This window comes from Jezberella montanilacus (assembly GCF_003003055.1).
In the GTDB taxonomy this organism is placed as follows: Bacteria; Pseudomonadota; Gammaproteobacteria; order Burkholderiales; family Burkholderiaceae_B; genus Zwartia; species Zwartia montanilacus.
On the sequence record NZ_PVTV01000015.1, the window covers coordinates 1 to 16,125 of the forward strand.

13 protein-coding genes are annotated in these 16,125 nt (G+C 50.5%); 5 read left to right on the forward strand and 8 right to left on the reverse strand.

Annotated elements, in window-relative coordinates; genetic code table 11:
- Window positions 1-457: 457 nt before the first annotated feature.
- The gene (rng, locus tag BCM14_RS10690) at window positions 458-1,921 is read left to right on the forward strand and encodes a ribonuclease G (RefSeq protein WP_106228030.1); all 1,464 of its coding nucleotides are present in this window, start codon (window positions 458-460) and stop codon (window positions 1,919-1,921) included.
- 146 nt (window positions 1,922-2,067) lie between these two features.
- On the forward strand, window positions 2,068-2,316 hold the full coding sequence (locus BCM14_RS10695) for a hypothetical protein (RefSeq protein ID WP_106228031.1): 249 nt from the start codon (window positions 2,068-2,070) through the stop codon (window positions 2,314-2,316).
- Between the two features lie 5 nt (window positions 2,317-2,321).
- On the opposite strand, the gene msbA is transcribed toward BCM14_RS10695, so the two are convergent.
- Window positions 2,322-4,085: a lipid A export permease/ATP-binding protein MsbA gene (msbA, locus tag BCM14_RS10700; protein WP_106228032.1), complete on the reverse strand. Its 1,764-nt coding sequence runs from the start codon at window positions 4,083-4,085 to the stop codon at window positions 2,322-2,324.
- A 125-nt stretch (window positions 4,086-4,210) separates the two neighbouring features.
- On the opposite strand from msbA, the gene BCM14_RS10705 reads away from it, so the two are divergent.
- On the forward strand, window positions 4,211-5,209 hold the full coding sequence (locus tag BCM14_RS10705) for a glycosyltransferase family 9 protein (RefSeq protein ID WP_106228033.1): 999 nt from the start codon (window positions 4,211-4,213) through the stop codon (window positions 5,207-5,209).
- 2 nt (window positions 5,210-5,211) lie between these two features.
- Window positions 5,212-5,979, forward strand: a complete 768-nt coding sequence (locus BCM14_RS10710; RefSeq protein WP_259673557.1) for a YdcF family protein — start codon at window positions 5,212-5,214, stop codon at window positions 5,977-5,979.
- Here the strand turns inward: BCM14_RS10710 and BCM14_RS10715 are convergent.
- From BCM14_RS10715 to dnaE, 7 genes are read right to left on the reverse strand one after another with little or no spacing between them, the layout of a single operon-like run.
- On the reverse strand, window positions 5,947-7,092 hold the full coding sequence (locus BCM14_RS10715) for a glycosyltransferase family 4 protein (RefSeq protein ID WP_106228035.1): 1,146 nt from the start codon (window positions 7,090-7,092) through the stop codon (window positions 5,947-5,949). The two genes, BCM14_RS10710 and BCM14_RS10715, sit on opposite strands and share 33 nt — an antisense overlap.
- Window positions 7,085-7,813 carry a polysaccharide deacetylase family protein gene (locus BCM14_RS10720; protein ID WP_259673558.1) on the reverse strand — a complete coding sequence of 243 codons (729 nt, stop codon included), beginning with the start codon at window positions 7,811-7,813 and terminating at the stop codon, window positions 7,085-7,087. The genes BCM14_RS10715 and BCM14_RS10720 overlap by 8 nt, the downstream gene beginning before the upstream one ends.
- Before the next feature lie 10 nt (window positions 7,814-7,823).
- The gene (locus BCM14_RS10725; protein ID WP_106228036.1) at window positions 7,824-8,924 is read right to left on the reverse strand and encodes a glycosyltransferase; all 1,101 of its coding nucleotides are present in this window, start codon (window positions 8,922-8,924) and stop codon (window positions 7,824-7,826) included.
- On the reverse strand, window positions 8,921-9,709 hold the full coding sequence (locus tag BCM14_RS10730; protein ID WP_259673559.1) for a glycosyltransferase family 2 protein: 789 nt from the start codon (window positions 9,707-9,709) through the stop codon (window positions 8,921-8,923). Before BCM14_RS10730 ends, BCM14_RS10725 begins: the two co-directional genes overlap by 4 nt.
- On the reverse strand, window positions 9,670-10,518 hold the full coding sequence (locus BCM14_RS10735) for a polysaccharide deacetylase family protein (RefSeq protein ID WP_106228038.1): 849 nt from the start codon (window positions 10,516-10,518) through the stop codon (window positions 9,670-9,672). Before BCM14_RS10735 ends, BCM14_RS10730 begins: the two co-directional genes overlap by 40 nt.
- The gene (locus tag BCM14_RS10740; RefSeq protein ID WP_106228039.1) at window positions 10,515-11,651 is read right to left on the reverse strand and encodes a glycosyltransferase family 4 protein; all 1,137 of its coding nucleotides are present in this window, start codon (window positions 11,649-11,651) and stop codon (window positions 10,515-10,517) included. The genes BCM14_RS10735 and BCM14_RS10740 overlap by 4 nt, the downstream gene beginning before the upstream one ends.
- Window positions 11,651-15,136 (reverse strand): DNA polymerase III subunit alpha, encoded by a 3,486-nt coding sequence (gene dnaE, locus BCM14_RS10745; protein ID WP_106228040.1) that lies wholly within the window; start codon window positions 15,134-15,136, stop codon window positions 11,651-11,653. Before dnaE ends, BCM14_RS10740 begins: the two co-directional genes overlap by 1 nt.
- Before the next feature lie 80 nt (window positions 15,137-15,216).
- On the opposite strand from dnaE, the gene BCM14_RS10750 reads away from it, so the two are divergent.
- Window positions 15,217-16,116 (forward strand): aspartyl/asparaginyl beta-hydroxylase domain-containing protein, encoded by a 900-nt coding sequence (locus BCM14_RS10750; protein WP_106228041.1) that lies wholly within the window; start codon window positions 15,217-15,219, stop codon window positions 16,114-16,116.
- Window positions 16,117-16,125: the final 9 nt, after the last annotated feature.

Sequence of the window (16,125 nt, forward strand, 5' to 3'; positions counted from 1 at the left end):
AAGGAAGTGAGGTTGTTTGTCTATCCAGGTTCATCACAAACCTGAACAGCTTTACTTCCAAACTTCTTTGTGAGCACTTGATTTCGTTAAGCAGCCCAAGAACCTGTTACGGCTCTCGCGCCTGCGCACTCATTCCAAGCGCCCACACTTATCGGTTGTCTAGTTTTTAAAGAACAAGGTATTCGGTACTGCTTGCTTGCTTATCGAGTCGTTTTTGCTTTCGCATTTACTTCTCAACTGAACAGAAGCGAGATTATGAAGGATTTTTTTTACCGTGTCAAATTGTTGCAATCAAACTATTTTTGTCTTGATCACTGCAATATGGCACTAAATCCTGCACCTGCTATGTACAAAACGCTGCTTGACTCATTACAAGTCAGACACTTCGTTTCAACTGCCAAGCCCGCTAATATAGCATGATTACGACTGCGATAAACAGTAAGCAAAGAAGACAACCATGATTGAAGACATTCTGATAAACGTGACCCCCTTTGAGACCCGTGTAGCGCTTGTATCTCAGGGTGCGCTACAAGAAGTTCAGTTAGAGCGAAGCATGCAACGCGGGCAGGTTGGCAACATCTATCTGGGTAAAGTGGTTCGGGTATTACCAGGGATGCAAAGCGCATTCGTCGACATCGGCCTTGAGAGAGCTGCCTTCATCCATATTGCTGAACTGCGAGAGAATCGAAGCGAACGCGCTGCTTCCACCGCGCCAACCCCGATTGAGAAGCTCATCTTTGAGGGTCAGAGCTTGCTTGTGCAAGTGATTAAAGATCCACTGGGAACAAAAGGGGCTCGTCTTTCGACTCAGATCAGCATTGCAGGGCGGATGCTCGTGCACCTTCCTCACGATCCTCACATCGGCGTCTCTCAGAAAATTGATTCTGAGAGTGAGAGGCAATCACTCAGAGATCGCGTAACTGCTCTGATCACCGAGGGCGAGAAAGGTGGGTACATTGTTCGTACACAAGCCGAAGGCGCAACCGATCAAGAGCTTCGTGCCGATATCGATTACCTGACAACGCTCTGGAAGCTCGTGCAAACCAAGGCAAAAACACTGCCTGCCCCTTCCGTTCTGCACCAAGAGTTAACCCTGGCGCAGCGAGTCATGCGTGACATGGTGAGACCCGAAACCAATCAGATTTTGGTTGATTCTCGGAGCACGCTTACCGAACTGATCACGTGGGCGAATATTTATACCCCCTCGGTAACTGAACGTCTGATTCACTACAGTGCAGAGAGGCCTCTGTTTGATACGGCGAACATTGAAGATGAAATCCAGCGGGCCATGTTGCGTCGTGTCGATCTCAAATCTGGCGGCTATCTCATCATCGATCAGACCGAGGCGCTGACCACAGTCGACGTCAATACGGGCGGATATGTGGGGGGTCGAAACTTTGATGACACGATATTCAAGACCAATCTCGAGGCAACCCATGCGATTGCCAGGCAGTTGAGGCTGCGTAATTTAGGCGGGATTGTGATTATCGATTTCATTGACATGGAAGATGCGGGCCATCGCGACTCGGTGCTGGCCGAGCTGAACAAGGCGCTATCGCACGATAGAACCAGAGTTACGGTCAATGGGTTCACACAACTCGGTTTGGTCGAAATGACTCGTAAACGCACGAGAGACTCTCTTGCACACCAACTCTGCGAGCCATGCCCCACGTGCCAGAGCCGAGGCAGTGTAAGAACCAACCAAACAATTTGCTATGAGATCTTGCGTGAAATTCTTCGGGAAGCTCGACAATTCAATCCTAAAGAGTTCCGGATCTTTGCCTCGCAAGGTGTGGTGGACTTGTTTCTGGAAGAAGAAAGTCAGCACCTTGCGATGCTGGGCGACTTTATTGGAAAGCGCATCTCACTCGAAGTTGCAACCGGTTATTCACAGGAGCAATATGACATTGTCTTGACTTGAAATTGAAAAAGCGTCAACCGAAGGTGAAAAAACAACAAGCACAGTCGATATCCCATAAATAAGGGATTTATCTCCTGTTACTCAGTTGGTCAAATGCAGCGTGTGCCGCATAGGCAATGGCATGACTAAATGAGACGGAGTGCGACATGAAAGTTGATTTTTACCCCAACCCGCAGCAGTTTTCTAATTTACAGACAAAGAATATTCCCAACGTACCCGATCCGATGGCGGCGAACCAATCGCAGGTTCAGAAAGCAACGATACCGGCAGCACAGGCTGCTGGCTCGCCTTCAGCGAGCGTTTATCTCAGCGCAGCAGCCAATCACACGGTTGATTTATTACAACAACCAAAGACAGTCACCGGCTACAACGCAAAGGGCAACGCGATCAGCTAAAGGTTCTAGTTCAATCCCATTTGATGCAGATTGCAGTACGCACCGCCCCGGGCAAGTAGCTCTTTATGGGTGCCTTGTTCAAGAACGCGCCCACCGTCCATCACGACGATTTTGTCGGCATTTTGAACGGTGGAGAGCCGGTGCGCGATCACTACGGTTGTTCTTCCCTTCATGAGCGTTTCAAGAGACGCTTGCACCTGACGTTCTGATTCATTGTCCAAAGCTGAGGTCGCTTCATCCAGAATAAGGATCGGTGCATTTTTTATTAACGCTCTTGCAATGGCCAAGCGTTGACGCTGACCACCCGAGAGACGAGTTGCGTTTTCACCTACCTGGGTATTGATTCCCTGCGGCAGATTATCGACAAAATCAAGCAAATTAGCGGCTTTCAGTGCTGCGCGGATCTCTGCCTCAGACGCTTCATGCAACGATCCGTAACCCACATTGACTGCAATCGTATCGTCAAACAACACAACATCCTGGCTGACCAGCGATAGCTGTCTGCGCAAGTTATTTAGACTGAGGTGAGAAATATCATGGCCATCAATTGTGACCAGGCCTGAAAGAGGCAAAACAAAGCGGGGGAGCATGTTGACGAGTGTTGTCTTGCCGCTCCCCGAGCGACCGACGAGTGCCACCGTTTGACCAGGCTCAACAGATATATTCACCTGATTAAGCGTATTAGACTCAGCGTCTGGAAAACGATGTGACAGATCTTTGAACTCGATGCGACCTTTCACTGGTGCTGTGAAATCACCCTGCCCGGCTTCAAATTCAGAGGGTTGATCAATTAAGGTAAAAATACTTTCAGCGGACACCAACATTTTTTGGGTCGCGCTGGATACCTTCGTTAATCTCTTGATAGGATCAAATATCTGCCCAAGGGCGAACAAGAAGGCAGTGAAACTGCCTATCGTCAGCCCACCGTGTTGAAACTGCCACAAGGCAAACGCGATCACTGTGGCAACTGCAATCGCAGTGATAACTTGTGTAATGGGAGTCAAGGCAGCATCGGCCGTTGCAGCACGCATATCAAAACGGCGCAGGCGCCCACTCACATAAGAAAAACGCTCCCGCTCGTACCGATAGCCATCAAATAATTTAATCACTCGCTGACCGTCAATCGCCTCGTTCACCGTGCGAGTCAATTCTGCATTCATTGAAATGGTTTCACGGTTAATTTTTCGCAAACGTCTGGTGAATTGCTTTGATATCAAGACTGAGACCGGCATCGTCAAAATGATGATGAGCGTAAGTTGCCAGGACGTCTGCAGCATCAATGAAATCATATACACCACGAGGCAAGACTCACGCACAATAGTGGTCAATACGTCCGTAGCAAAGCCAGCGACGTTACCGGCGTCTACTGTGAATCGATTGAGCAATCGTCCTGAGTCCCCTTTTTTAAACTCGTGGTCAGGCGTCGTCAAAAGCTTTTCGAACATGTCCCGGCGCATACCCAGCAACACATTATTCGCGGACCATGACAATAGGTAATCACTGAAGAAATTGCACACGCCACGCAGGGAAATCAGGCCTACGATTGCCAAAGGCACTTTCCAGATATCCGCACGTTCTGCCGCCCCCTGGTCGAGCAGGCTTTGCATCCCTGTCACCAACAGGTACTGGGTATACGGCCCGATTGCCATAAAAACGGCAGCGAGCGCGAGACCTTTCCAGTTGGAACCGACCCTGCTGTAGATACGACGCCACAAATCTTTATGTGTGGGTGGCGCTAGGGGTTTACTGGACGACTGGGGGATGGACAAGATAATAAAATCCGGATGACAAGATGGAAGAATGTTGGGGATTTTACTCGTAGACCAAAGGTATCTTCATCAATTAATTTGGGTTAACTGCTGCTTTGTCGTATCCTTACGCCGTGCACAATTCAATGACCTCCTCGACGGCCAAGACATCGGCCAGCGCTGACACACAGTCCCCTGTGCTGATTCGTCTCCCGAACTGGGTTGGGGACGTTTGCATGAGTCTGCCGGTGCTCGACCTGTTTGAAGCAGCACGGATCCCTTATGCCATCTGCGCACGGAGTTGGGCTCAGCCATTTCTCTCAGGTTTTTCGAACCAAGGCTTCTGCAAGGTCGAGGGAAAATTACTGAACGACATCAAATCCTTGCGATCGTGGCTTAGCCAGAATCCAGGCTACAAGCGTGCTTTGCTTCTACCAGACTCGTTATCAAGTGCCCTTGTTTTCAAAGCAGCCGGTTTGCGAAGCGTTGGATATAGAGATGATGGTCGTAGCTTGTTACTCACTCATCCTGTCACAAAACCCACCACCTCACAACATGCAACACAGTACTGGTTTGCATTGGCCCGTGACGCGCTGAGGATCTGGGGCCTTGACCCTGGGCCATTTGAGTTACCCGCGCAAATTTCGCTCCGCCTGACCGGTCTGCATACATCTTGCGCTTCGACTGTTTTGTCAGCTCATCAGTTGTTACCTAAAAAATTTATCTTGATCGCACCCACTGCGACTGGTTTGCACCATGGTCAGATCAAGGTTTGGTCTCACTTTGACGCACTGACGCGAGCGTTACAACAAGCAGGTTATACAGTTGCCATGTGCCCACCACCCGCTGAACGGGATGCCGCCCGGCTCGCGGCGCCAAGTGCCCTGCTGCTTCCGCCGATGGACTTGGGAGGTTTCGCAGCCTTGGCCCAGTTGGCGGCTTTGGTCATTTGCAATGACTCGGGGGTCGCTCATATCGCCGCAGCGGTCAATGCAACACAAATCACCATTTTTGGTGTCACGAACCCGGCGCGCACTCGACCATGGACGCCGACTAGTATTAATCTTGGACAAACGGGTCAATGGCCATCGACCACCGACGTGATTGACTGTGCAAAAGTTACCCTCAACACGCTAGTCTCCTGAATTTGTTAACCACAATACAAATCCCCTCTTTGCTACTGTATCCGCCCAACCTCTGCTTGCTTTTACTTGCGGCCGCGGTGGTTCTGGCCTTAATCCAAAAAAAAAGCAGTGCACTGACACTCGCAGCGATAGGATTATTATGGGTACTGATCTGGTCTTTGCCGATTAGCGCTATTTATTTTGGTGGCCGACTCGAGAATAACTATCGCTATCTCGCTGCTGACAAAGCTCAGCTGACAGATGCGATTGTCGTGTTAGGTGGCAACACGCAAAGCAACCGCTCCAACTGGTTCGAACCCTATAGTCGGCTGACCGCAGTCGATCGAATTGATCGTGCGGCGGAGCTCTATTTTGAAAAGAAGGCACCACACATCATCGTGTCGGGTGGCTCACTCGAAGGCCCCATTAGCGAAGCGCACGGCATGGCGCGCGCCTTAAGACAAAAAGGGGTACCTGAAGCGGTGATTGTTTTAGAAAACGACAGCCGCAACACCTACGAAAATGCGCTGTTTAGTCAGAAAATTCTTCAACAGAAGCATTGGACCAGTGTCGCTGTCGTCACCTCAGCCCTGCATATGCCAAGAGCGATTGCAACGTTTAAAAAACTCGGGATCGAGGCCATACCGAGCAATGTCGCGCCACAGATTGTGATCCCAAGCAATATGCGGTTCAACCCCTGGCTGCCACACACTCGAAGCTTGGAAGCCAGTCGCAGCATCATCAAAGAGTACTTCGGTTTATTGGGGTATTGGTTGCGCGGCTGGATTTAACGCTTGGTTGTAGAGCGTTTCATACTGATCTGTGACCTTATCCCACGATAGCCTATCAACTAGCTGAGCACTGTTATGAATGAGTCCCAGTCTGACTGACGGTGAAGTCATCAGTTCCCTGATCGCACGACTAATTTCATCGGGTTTGTCTGGTTGCTCAAGTACCCAAGCGTCGAAGCCGTGCGTGACGTATTGTGCAAAACCGCAATAACGGGCATCACTGAGCACTACCGGCAACCCGTGAGCCATCGCCTCAAGTGGTGCCATGGCAAAACTGTCGCCCAAGGTTGGGTGTACGTAAAGATCTGCGGCGAAATAGTAAGGCGAAACGACGGCTGTCGGGCGGACAAAGAGCAATCGTCCGCCAAGTGCCAGCGCATGGCGACGAAGACTATCTTGCAACTCGATCTCTGCGCCGACCACCAGAATTTTATAATGTGCTGGTAAGTCGTTTACCGCTTGTAACAAGGTCAACAGCCCTTTGCGAATAGGGTTAAGGGCAACTAGTAAACAAACGATATCCCCAACGTCGATACCCAGGTCAGCTCTTGTTTTGTCGCGCGCAGCGTGATTGACCGGCACTTGATCAACACCAGGGGGTATTACCGTAACATTCAAATCCTGACCGTAGGCTTGCAATAGCTGTACTTTGATCACGGGAGCCACTGCAACGATTTGACGACCAACTTGCCGCACCATGCGAGACGCTTCCAGCCAGAAATAGACGGCATTGCGTGGACTAAGCCATTGAAGCACTTGTGCCCATTTGCTACGGCCTCTCAAACGCCGAAACCGCACGGGGCTAACGTGCATGACTTGTATCTGCCCTGCTGGGCCATCCATGTTCGAATGCACGATATCAAAACCCTGTGCAGTCAGCTGCTTGGCGCGCATAGCGAAGTGCCAGACCCTGAGCCAACTTGGCCACCAGCGCGGCCCGAGAATCCTGACTTCCCTGATCGGCAACTGATGATCGAACTCGTGCGCAATCACGGTGACGTCATGATCTCGTGTGAGTAAGTGTGCGACCAGATCAACGCTATAAGCCTCTGCCCCACCATAACGTCTGCCAAAGCGATCAACCAGAAAAGCGATTCGCAAAGGCTTAGCCACCGCGTCTGTCCTCGTGTTGGGTCAGGCATTTCTGAAAGAATCGGATGAGGTGAGTTTGCCGCCAGATTCCCACTCGCCGGAGTGCAAAGCGATCATCTTCCGTGTGCGCCAAGCCACGCTCGGTCGTCGTCGCGTTGGTGTAACCAGCAGCACACGCCATGCTTGCATGCTCTGACCGATAGTCGCCGTAGGGATAGCAAAACGCAGTGACTGTCTGATTAATCGTTTGTTCGAGTACTCGTTTGGATTCGGTTATTTGATAAAGAGCCTGTTTGTCTGAAATCTCAGTCAGGTGAACATGGTCAAGCGTGTGCGATCCCACTTCTTGCCCGCTCTGAGCCCACGTACGAACTTCGTCAGCGGTCATGAGATCGGCTGAGGGGACATTTTTCGCCTGATCCCAGCTATTGGAGCCACCGAACTGGTTCGCGACAAAATAATTCGTTGAGGTGAAGCCTAACTTTGTTAAAACAGGCAAGGCATTAATCAATACATTGCGATAGCCATCGTCAAACGTAATGCCGAATACTTTCCCGTGGCGCTCGCCAGACAGATAGGGCAACAGGTCTTGCATGCTGAGTCCCTGATAACCCAGTCGCGACATCCACGTCATCTGCCTGGCAAAGCTAGCGGGATGAACTGTCAGACTGCGAAAATTAGTGCCTCTGGGCGCTGGTTGAGCAATCTGGTGATACATCAGGACGGGAATGGGTCGGCGCATGCTATTTAGGTCAGGTGTTGTAAACCGCTAAGGTTTCAGTCACAAATCTATTCAGGTTGAAGTCTTCTAGCGCTTTAATTCTTGCACGTTGCCCCATGGTTTTTAACAAGGTACTGTCGGATGCAAGGCCGCTAAGAATCTCGGCAATCGCACTCGAGTCTCGAACCGGCACAATCCAGCCTTCTTCACGATCTGTTAAGTTCTCGGGCAAACCGCCCACTCGGGTAACGATAACCGGAAGTCCCTGTGACATTAACTCGCGACAAGCGAAAGATAGCGCTTCTCGATAAGACAATACAAACCCCAGGTCGCACGCAGCCAGCCAGGGACGGACATCATCGACCAAACCGGGAAAGCTGAAGTGCTTCTCAACGCCAATAATCTCGAGACGGGCTATTTGATCAACAGAAGGCGGATCCCCAATGACGATCACGTGAAAACGCTTGCGCATTGCAGGACTCAACAGGGCTAGCGCACCGGCAAGATCCAGCCAGCCTTTGTCATCGTCAGTTCCGCCTGAGCTACCTAAAACGATTTGATGTTCGGCCTCGGGCGTGAGATGCTGTGCGCGAAAGGATGCGTAATCACTCTCGCTTGCGGGTGCGAAATAAGCGGTATCGATGCCATGACGAACAGTCTTGACGGGATGCCTACGGTATGGCGACCTGAGCAAAATATCCGAAACAAACTGACTCACCCCAATCGTGGCGTGCGTCGCGAGAATCGAGCGGATCCAATTACCGACACTATTGATCTTGTGGTCATTGTGCTTAGTGAGGATGACACGAGGCTTTGATGAAAGGCCCATGGTCGCCAACATGACCAACTTGTGATCGCTTGAACCGTTGACGTGGATGACATCAAAGCCTTGTTCTTTAATTAACCGTCTCAAGACTTTGCAAGGCGCTGAAAGTTCGGTTACTCGCCCCGGAAAAAACATATCAACTCGCTTAACGCCTGAGATCTCAGCTGCATAGCGATACAGACGACTGGAGCCTGGTGTTGCCAGTGTGATCTCGTGGGACTCGCTCAAGCCTCGCATCAAATTCATGATGTAGGTGACGTGTCCTCCCCCATTTCTAGGATGGAAGTTGGTGTAGAGGATTTTCAACGCTTTTCTCTGTCATTGATCAGCATCAACTTGGCGTATCGATAAAAACTGCCTGATGCCGCGGTCACAGCTAAGACGAGCCCGTAGCGACCATCCAAAAAACCACGCCTCAAAAAATAGATTCGAATGAATGTCCAGAACGAATGGCCCAGCGCGCTCAAGACGCTTGTTTGTTTGCCCCTGCTGGCCATCATCGTGGCTGCATCACTTGAATAGCGATTGATCTTGACGATTAAGGAGTCAAGATCAGGATAGGGGAAATGCAACAGGTGGTTTTTTAACGTCCCCACTGCATTGTTAGTCACGACACGCTCATGCACTTTTACCTCTGAGAACCGAGCTGTGTCGCGTTTAAAAAGACGCAAAACATGATCGGGCCACCAGCCGCTATGACGGATCGCTTGCCCACAAAATTCGGATAATCGCGGCACTTGATAAGCCGAAAATTCAGGTGCCGACAAAATAGCTTTAATCTCGCTCTGCAATGCTTCGGTGACCCGCTCGTCAGCATCGATGGATAGGACCCATAATTGAGTAGCTAGATCGAGCGCTCTATTTTTTTGTGGCCCGAAGCCTGGCCAATCAGCGACTGTGTGAACCTTTGCACCAAGACGTTCAGCGATTTGCGTCGTGCCATCGGTACTGCCCGAGTCCAGCACAATGATCTCATCTGCAAACGAGACGGCTGTCAGGCAAGCTTCGATATGGCGCGCCTCGTTCTTGGTGATAATGATCACCGACAGACCTAGGCTTTTTTGCGGCGTGCTCGCTTCCATAGCTTCCATTGATTGTAGAGAGGTCCCCAGTAAGGGTGTGCCGCCAACCAGGTTCGTTGTGCAAGCCAAAGAAAGCCTCTGTTGCGCACAGCGAAACGGTAAATATGCGCCGGGTCATGTCCCGCTATATTTTGACCATAGGCATCCGTGGTGTACAGATATTTAAAACCAGCATCCCTTGCTAACTGGATGTAGTCCTCGTCAAAGTAACCTTGTGGCCAGCACAGATGATCGGAAACCCCACCTAGTTTCTCTTTGAGAACCCGACGTGAATCAGCCAAATCGGCGGTCATCTTTGTGTTCTTGCTGATCGCATCGGATTGAATCAAATCCCACCGCTCATGTGTGTGTGTGTGGCTATGAAACTCGAAACTTCCTTCTCGCTGCATAAGTTCGATTTCGCTCCAGCGCAGCATGACTTTGTCTTTAAGATCAGAGAACATCAAGGCTTTTGCTTCTTTGTGTGCTGGCGTGGAAGGAAGCTCCGCTGAGCTTCCCTGGTGGGCACGCGCTGCACCCTCGCCAATTAAACCTGTGATGATAAATAACACCGCATGCATGCCGTATTTTTTTAGAATGGGATGAGCGTAGACATAATTATCAAGATAGCCATCATCAAAGGTAATGAGAATGGACCTTTTCGGGACAGCGTTGCCTTGCAAAAATCCAGCAAACTCATCGCCCGTGAGACTGTGGTATCCCGCGCGAGCCAATCCTCGTATCTGTTTTTCGAAATTGGCCGGCGATGTGGTAATCATGCCTGCGCTGGGAGAGACATGGTGATACATCAAAACCGGCACGCAAGAGGCTTGGCTCATGAGAGGATTTGATCCTCGAATTTGATAAAACCAAGGTCTTGTAACCACTTGAGGTAAACCTCTTCGGTACGCTGACCGAGACGCTCAGTGGTAAATATCCCATCTTTCCAAATTCGCTCAGCCCCGATTTGGCCCATGCGAAGCCTGACATCTGGATGATCGACCAAGGTCTGTATCGCCAGTCGGAGTGCGTCGGTATCTTGAGGTGGTACGAGCAAGCCGGTCACACCGGGGATCATCATTTCTCTGACACCGCCTACGTCGGTGCCAATCACGGCAAGTCCGCTCGAAGCAGCCTCTACAAATACGGTACCTAAGGCCTCTAATTGCGTAGCAAGCGCAAAGAAATCAAAGCCAGCGAGCAAGTTTGGCACATCTTTGCGGGTACCCATAAAATGAACTTGAGCTGCCAAGCCTGCCGCTTTCACGCGTTCTTGAAGCGCTTCCATTAAAGGCGATCCGCCACCCACTAAGACCAGATGTACATTTTTTTGCGACTGCAAAATGGGCTCGATCGCATCCAATAAATAGTGGTGGCCTTTGTTCGGACGCATGACCGCGACGCAACCGACGACGGTGTCTTTTGCCGACAAGCCGAGTTCACGTCTCAAACTGGATTTTTCAACTGGTGGGGCCAGCACGACACCGGTATAGATGGTCTCCACCAATTCGCTCGCTATGCCTCGAGCGATTACTTGCTGGCGAACATACTCACTGACAGTTGAAATCCGATGTGGCAACCAGGTATAGGTCAAGAGTGACCCAATTTTGCTGGCTAAGTGCCGGGTGCGAACGATTAACGGGATTTTCGCCAAGCGACCAGCTGCCGCTGCGATCAGGGTATCTTGTCGGCTATGTGTATTGAGCACATCAAAATTACCCGTACGCAAGATGCGCCTGATTTGAAAAATACCCTTGATAATGTTGATCAACCCATCCATGTACAGAGTATGGACGATGAAACCAGCGTCCCTTAATTTCTGAGTCAGTTCGGCATCTGGTTGACAGATTGCCTCAAGATAATGACCACGGTCTCGCATGGCGACCATTTCTTTGAAGATGCGATGCTCTTGACCACCAAAACTAGTTGCCGCTTCTGAATGGATAATTCTTAAGGTTCTTTTTGCTTGCATCAATAAGTTACCTGCACGTCCTTAGGTGAGGTCCACGTCGTCAGTTGCTCAACCAATGAATCTGGCAAACGCACTCTCCAGGATTCTCCCAGGCGAAGCGTACACAAGGCTTGGCTGGTCTCGTAGACGATTTCAACGGGCGTGCCCGTACCAGCGTTACCCTGAGTTGCACGATGCGGGTCGAGCAGTGATTTCAGCTTCGTCGCATCCGCGTTGCCGTTTAGACGAATTCTTAGCACCCTTGCACGCGCTTCGCGAGCCAACTGCAAATCATAAATACTGTCTACACCGATACGAAGCTTGCCCTCCTCATCCTGACTGACTTTTACCTGGGCGATGAGAAGCTGATCTTCTTTCAAGCGATGTTTGTGTTCTTCGAACAGCTCTGAGTAGATGGTAATTTCTTGTTGAGCGTTGCCGTCATCGAGTGTGATGTTCAACATTTTTTTACCCGTCTTGGTTATCCGAGTTTGTATCGTTGAGATCACGCCGGCTACCCATTGTTTATCGCGCGACGGTTCCAACCGGGAAATTGAACGAGGTACAAGGGTACGGACTTCGTCCTTCCAGATATCAAACAAATGACCGCTAAAGAAAAAGCCCAAGGCCAGTTTCTCTTCGCTGAGCTTGGTTTTTAAATCCCAGGCTGGGGTACGCGAGAGCTCCATCGCAACGACGTCACCACTGTCGTCACCAAAAAGAGAGACCTGGTTGGCGCTTCGCTCTGCTTGGTCAGCAGCGTCAAGTGCAGTTGAAAGCGATTCAATCAAAGCGGCTCGGTTTGACTCAATTGAGTCAAAAGCCCCAGCGCGAATCATGGCCTCGATACAGCGGCGGTTGACAGCCTGTCTGTTAATGCGCCTGCAAAAATCAAATAATGAGATGAAAGGCCCAGACTGCCTTGCAACGATAATCGCTTCGATCGCTGATTGTCCCGACCCTTTGACCGCGCCCAGCCCAAAGCGAATGGTACGGGGAGGCAGGCCTTGAACAGTGTAAGTGTCGAAGACAGGTTCAAAACGGTAACCTGACTCGTTGATATCGGGTGCGAGCACCTCAACTTTATTGAGCAAGCAATCTCGCCAGAAAATTTGCACCTTGCCGGTATCGTCCATGTCGGACGACAAGGTCGCTGCAAAGAACTCAGCGGGGTGATGCGCTTTTAACCAAGCCGTCTGATAGGCAATTAAGGCATAGGCGGCTGAGTGAGATTTGTTGAAACCATAGCCAGCAAAGAGCTCCATCAGGTCAAATAACCGCACAGCCATCTGCGTGTCGTAACCTTTTTTCGCTGCACCTTGCTCGAATAACTCGCGATGAGCAGCCATCTCTTCGGGCTTTTTCTTACCCATGGCACGACGCAACAAATCAGCACCGCCGAGCGAATAACCACCGATAATCTGAGAAATGAGCATCACTTGCTCTTGATAGACGATCACGCCATAAGTGCTTTTTAGCGTCTGCTCAAGATCTTGATGAAAGTAATCAACGGTGGCCCGACCATGTTTGCGGTTAACGAAATCATCAACCATGCCGGATTCAAGTGGGCCTGGACGAAACAACGCAAGGACGGCCACGATATCTTCAAAGGTGTTCGGCTTGAGCTTTTTTAACAGCTCTTTCATCCCGCGTGACTCAAGCTGAAACACCGCCGTGGTGTTCGCGTCACACAGAAGCTTGTAGCTGGCTGGATCATCAAGCGACAAGGACATAATGTCGAAGTCTCGCAGCTCGGGATTAAATTTTCGAACGAACCGAACAGCCCAATCAAGAATGGTCAGATTTCTCAGGCCTAGAAAGTCGAACTTAACCAAACCAACGGCTTCAACATCGTCTTTATCGAATTGGGAAAAAGCGCTGTCCTCATGCCCAGGCTGACAATACAAGGGACAAAAATCGGTTAGTTTGCCGGGCGCTATCAAGACACCACCAGCGTGCATACTGACGTTACGGGTAAGCCCTTCGAGTGGCCTGGCAAGATCAACAAGCGCTTTGACTTCTTCTTCGGTTTCGTAACGCTCGCGAAATTGTGGCTCTTCGTTTAGAGCCCGATCTAGTGTCCAGGGATCAGCCGGGTTTTGTTGAATCAGTTTGGATAACCCGTCGCACAGCATATAGGGCATATCCAGCACTCGACCAGCATCTCTGACTACGGCCTTAGCGCCTAACGTGCCAAACGTTGCAATCTGACTGACGGCTGCCCGACCATATTTCTCTTTGACATAGTCGATAACCCGCTCTCGGTTATCTTGGCAAAAATCAATATCGAAATCCGGCATGGAGACCCGTTCAGGATTCAAAAATCGCTCGAACAGCAAGTCATACCGAATAGGGTCGAGATCAGTAATACCGAGAGAGTAAGCGACTAATGAGCCTGCACCAGAGCCACGGCCAGGGCCTACGGGTACGCCATTATTTTTACCCCAGTTAATAAAATCCTGAACAATCAGAAAGTAACCAGGGAAGCCCATTTGTACGATCGTCTTGCACTCTAACGTGAGACGATCAGCATAGGTTGGGTACTGTTTCTCGCGCTCTAGCGGGTCTGGATAGAGCTGCAGCATACGCTTAGCCAGACCAGCCTCTGATAACTGGAACAGGTAGTCATCGAGTGACACACCATCGGGTGTCGGAAAATCAGGTAAGCGCGGGCGACCAAGCTCTAGGGTCAGGTTGCAGCGCTTTGCAATAGCCACTGTGTTGGCCAGCGCAGAGGGAATGTCAGCGAAGCGTTCAATCATCTCTTCGGATGACAACAGGTACTGATCTTCTGTGAACAACTTGGGGCGGCGCGGATCGGTCAGAATCTGGCCTTCCGCAATACAAACGCGGGCCTCGTGAGCTCGAAACTCTTCTTTCGACAAGAACTGAACAGGATGCGTGGCAACAACGGGTAGACCCATATCGCTGGCTAAACCAAGTGCCGCCTGCACATAGGCCTCGTCAATATCTGAGTCGCGACGCTGTAATTCGATGTAGAAGGCCTTGGGAAACCGGATTGACCACTCTTTTGCCAGCTCACGAGCCAAGTCGCCCTGCCCGTTTAACAGGGCTTGCCCGATATCACCTGAAGCGGCGCCCGAGAGAGCGATCAAACCACTGCAATCGTTGAGCCACTCACGGCGAATCTCGCCTCTGCCACGATAGGCATTAGTCAGCCACGCTTGCGTCAAAAGCTCGCAAAGCTTTAAATATCCCTTGTTACTCGCAACCAGAAGTAGAATACGAGTGGGTTTTTCGCGATCTTGGTCATTCGTTACCCACATATCGCAGCCAGCAAGCGGTTTTATCCCCGCCCCTCGGGCCGCTTTATAGAATTTGATGAGCCCGAAAATGTTTGTCAGATCGGTCAGCGCGACGGCTGGCTGATTAAAAGAGCCGACTCGAGTGATCAGGTCGGGGATACGGACAGTGCCATCCACCACCGAAAATTCGGAGTGGACACGCAAATGGACAACAGAAGTGCTTGCTATAGTTTCTGGCATCTGAGAATTGTACCCATTTGCGAGTATTGAAACGCAGGCATTTTTAGTAGCTGATAAAGGTAGTTGTAGAGGATGACAATATGAAATGGGTGATTCTTTTAGCCTGGTTAGGCTCGGTTCTGTTTGCCCATTTTCGCGGCTACGTCAGGTTGCCACTCGGCAGACAGCTACTCGATCACTCAATTTTGCTTGCCCCGCTGAACGCCTTGATGGTGTTGACGTCCAAAGTTGCCACCACCCCTTACATCCCTGTCGAGACGCTAAGTGAACTTAAGTTACTGGAAGACAACTGGGAAACCATTCGGGACGAAGCGCTGCATTTGGCCCAGCTTCGTGAAATCAAAGCACCAGAGCTCCATAATGACATTGGTTTTAATTCGTTTTTCAAATACGGTTGGAAGCGGTTCTATTTGAAGTGGTATGACGCCAAACACCCCTCGGCTGAACAGTTATGCCCAAAAACCGTCGCACTTCTCAATCGAATCCCGAGTGTCAAAGCGGCTATGTTTGCCGAATTGCCACCAGGGGGACAACTGAATCCACATCGGGACCCTTACGCGGGCTCATTACGTTATCACTTGGGCTTAGCAACACCCAATGATGATCAATGCTATATCGATGTGGATGGGATTCGGCATAGTTGGCGTGACGGGCAAGGTGTCATTTTTGATGAAACCTACGTACACGAAGCCTACAACCACACGGACAAGAATCGTATTATTTTGTTCTGCGACATTGAGCGGCCCCTCAAGTGGGGCTGGGCACAAGCGTTCAACCATTGGTTTGGCCGAGTCATGATGTCGGCGGCCAGTTCACCCAACTCAGGCTCCGATCAAACTGGTTTTATTAACCGGCTGACTCACTGGCATTGGTTGCTTGATCAAAAACGCAGAGCATTCAAAAAAGCCAACCGACCGCTTTATAAGGCCACGAAATTCGGTTTGATCGGCCTGGCGATTGTCTTGTTTGTGATTTCCTAAGTTGCTGGG

Coding starts and splice junctions, on each gene's coding strand:
- rng (WP_106228030.1), top strand. CDS start 458: ATGATTGAAGACATTCTGATAAACGTGACCCCCTTTGAGACCCGTGTA.
- BCM14_RS10740 (WP_106228039.1), bottom strand. CDS start 11,651: ATGCAAGCAAAAAGAACCTTAAGAATTATCCATTCAGAAGCGGCAACT.
- BCM14_RS10720 (WP_259673558.1), bottom strand. CDS start 7,813: ATGCGCCGACCCATTCCCGTCCTGATGTATCACCAGATTGCTCAACCA.
- BCM14_RS10750 (WP_106228041.1), top strand. CDS start 15,217: ATGAAATGGGTGATTCTTTTAGCCTGGTTAGGCTCGGTTCTGTTTGCC.
- BCM14_RS10705 (WP_106228033.1), top strand. CDS start 4,211: ATGACCTCCTCGACGGCCAAGACATCGGCCAGCGCTGACACACAGTCC.
- BCM14_RS10735 (WP_106228038.1), bottom strand. CDS start 10,518: ATGAGCCAAGCCTCTTGCGTGCCGGTTTTGATGTATCACCATGTCTCT.
- dnaE (WP_106228040.1), bottom strand. CDS start 15,136: ATGCCAGAAACTATAGCAAGCACTTCTGTTGTCCATTTGCGTGTCCAC.
- BCM14_RS10730 (WP_259673559.1), bottom strand. CDS start 9,709: ATGGAAGCTATGGAAGCGAGCACGCCGCAAAAAAGCCTAGGTCTGTCG.
- BCM14_RS10695 (WP_106228031.1), top strand. CDS start 2,068: ATGAAAGTTGATTTTTACCCCAACCCGCAGCAGTTTTCTAATTTACAG.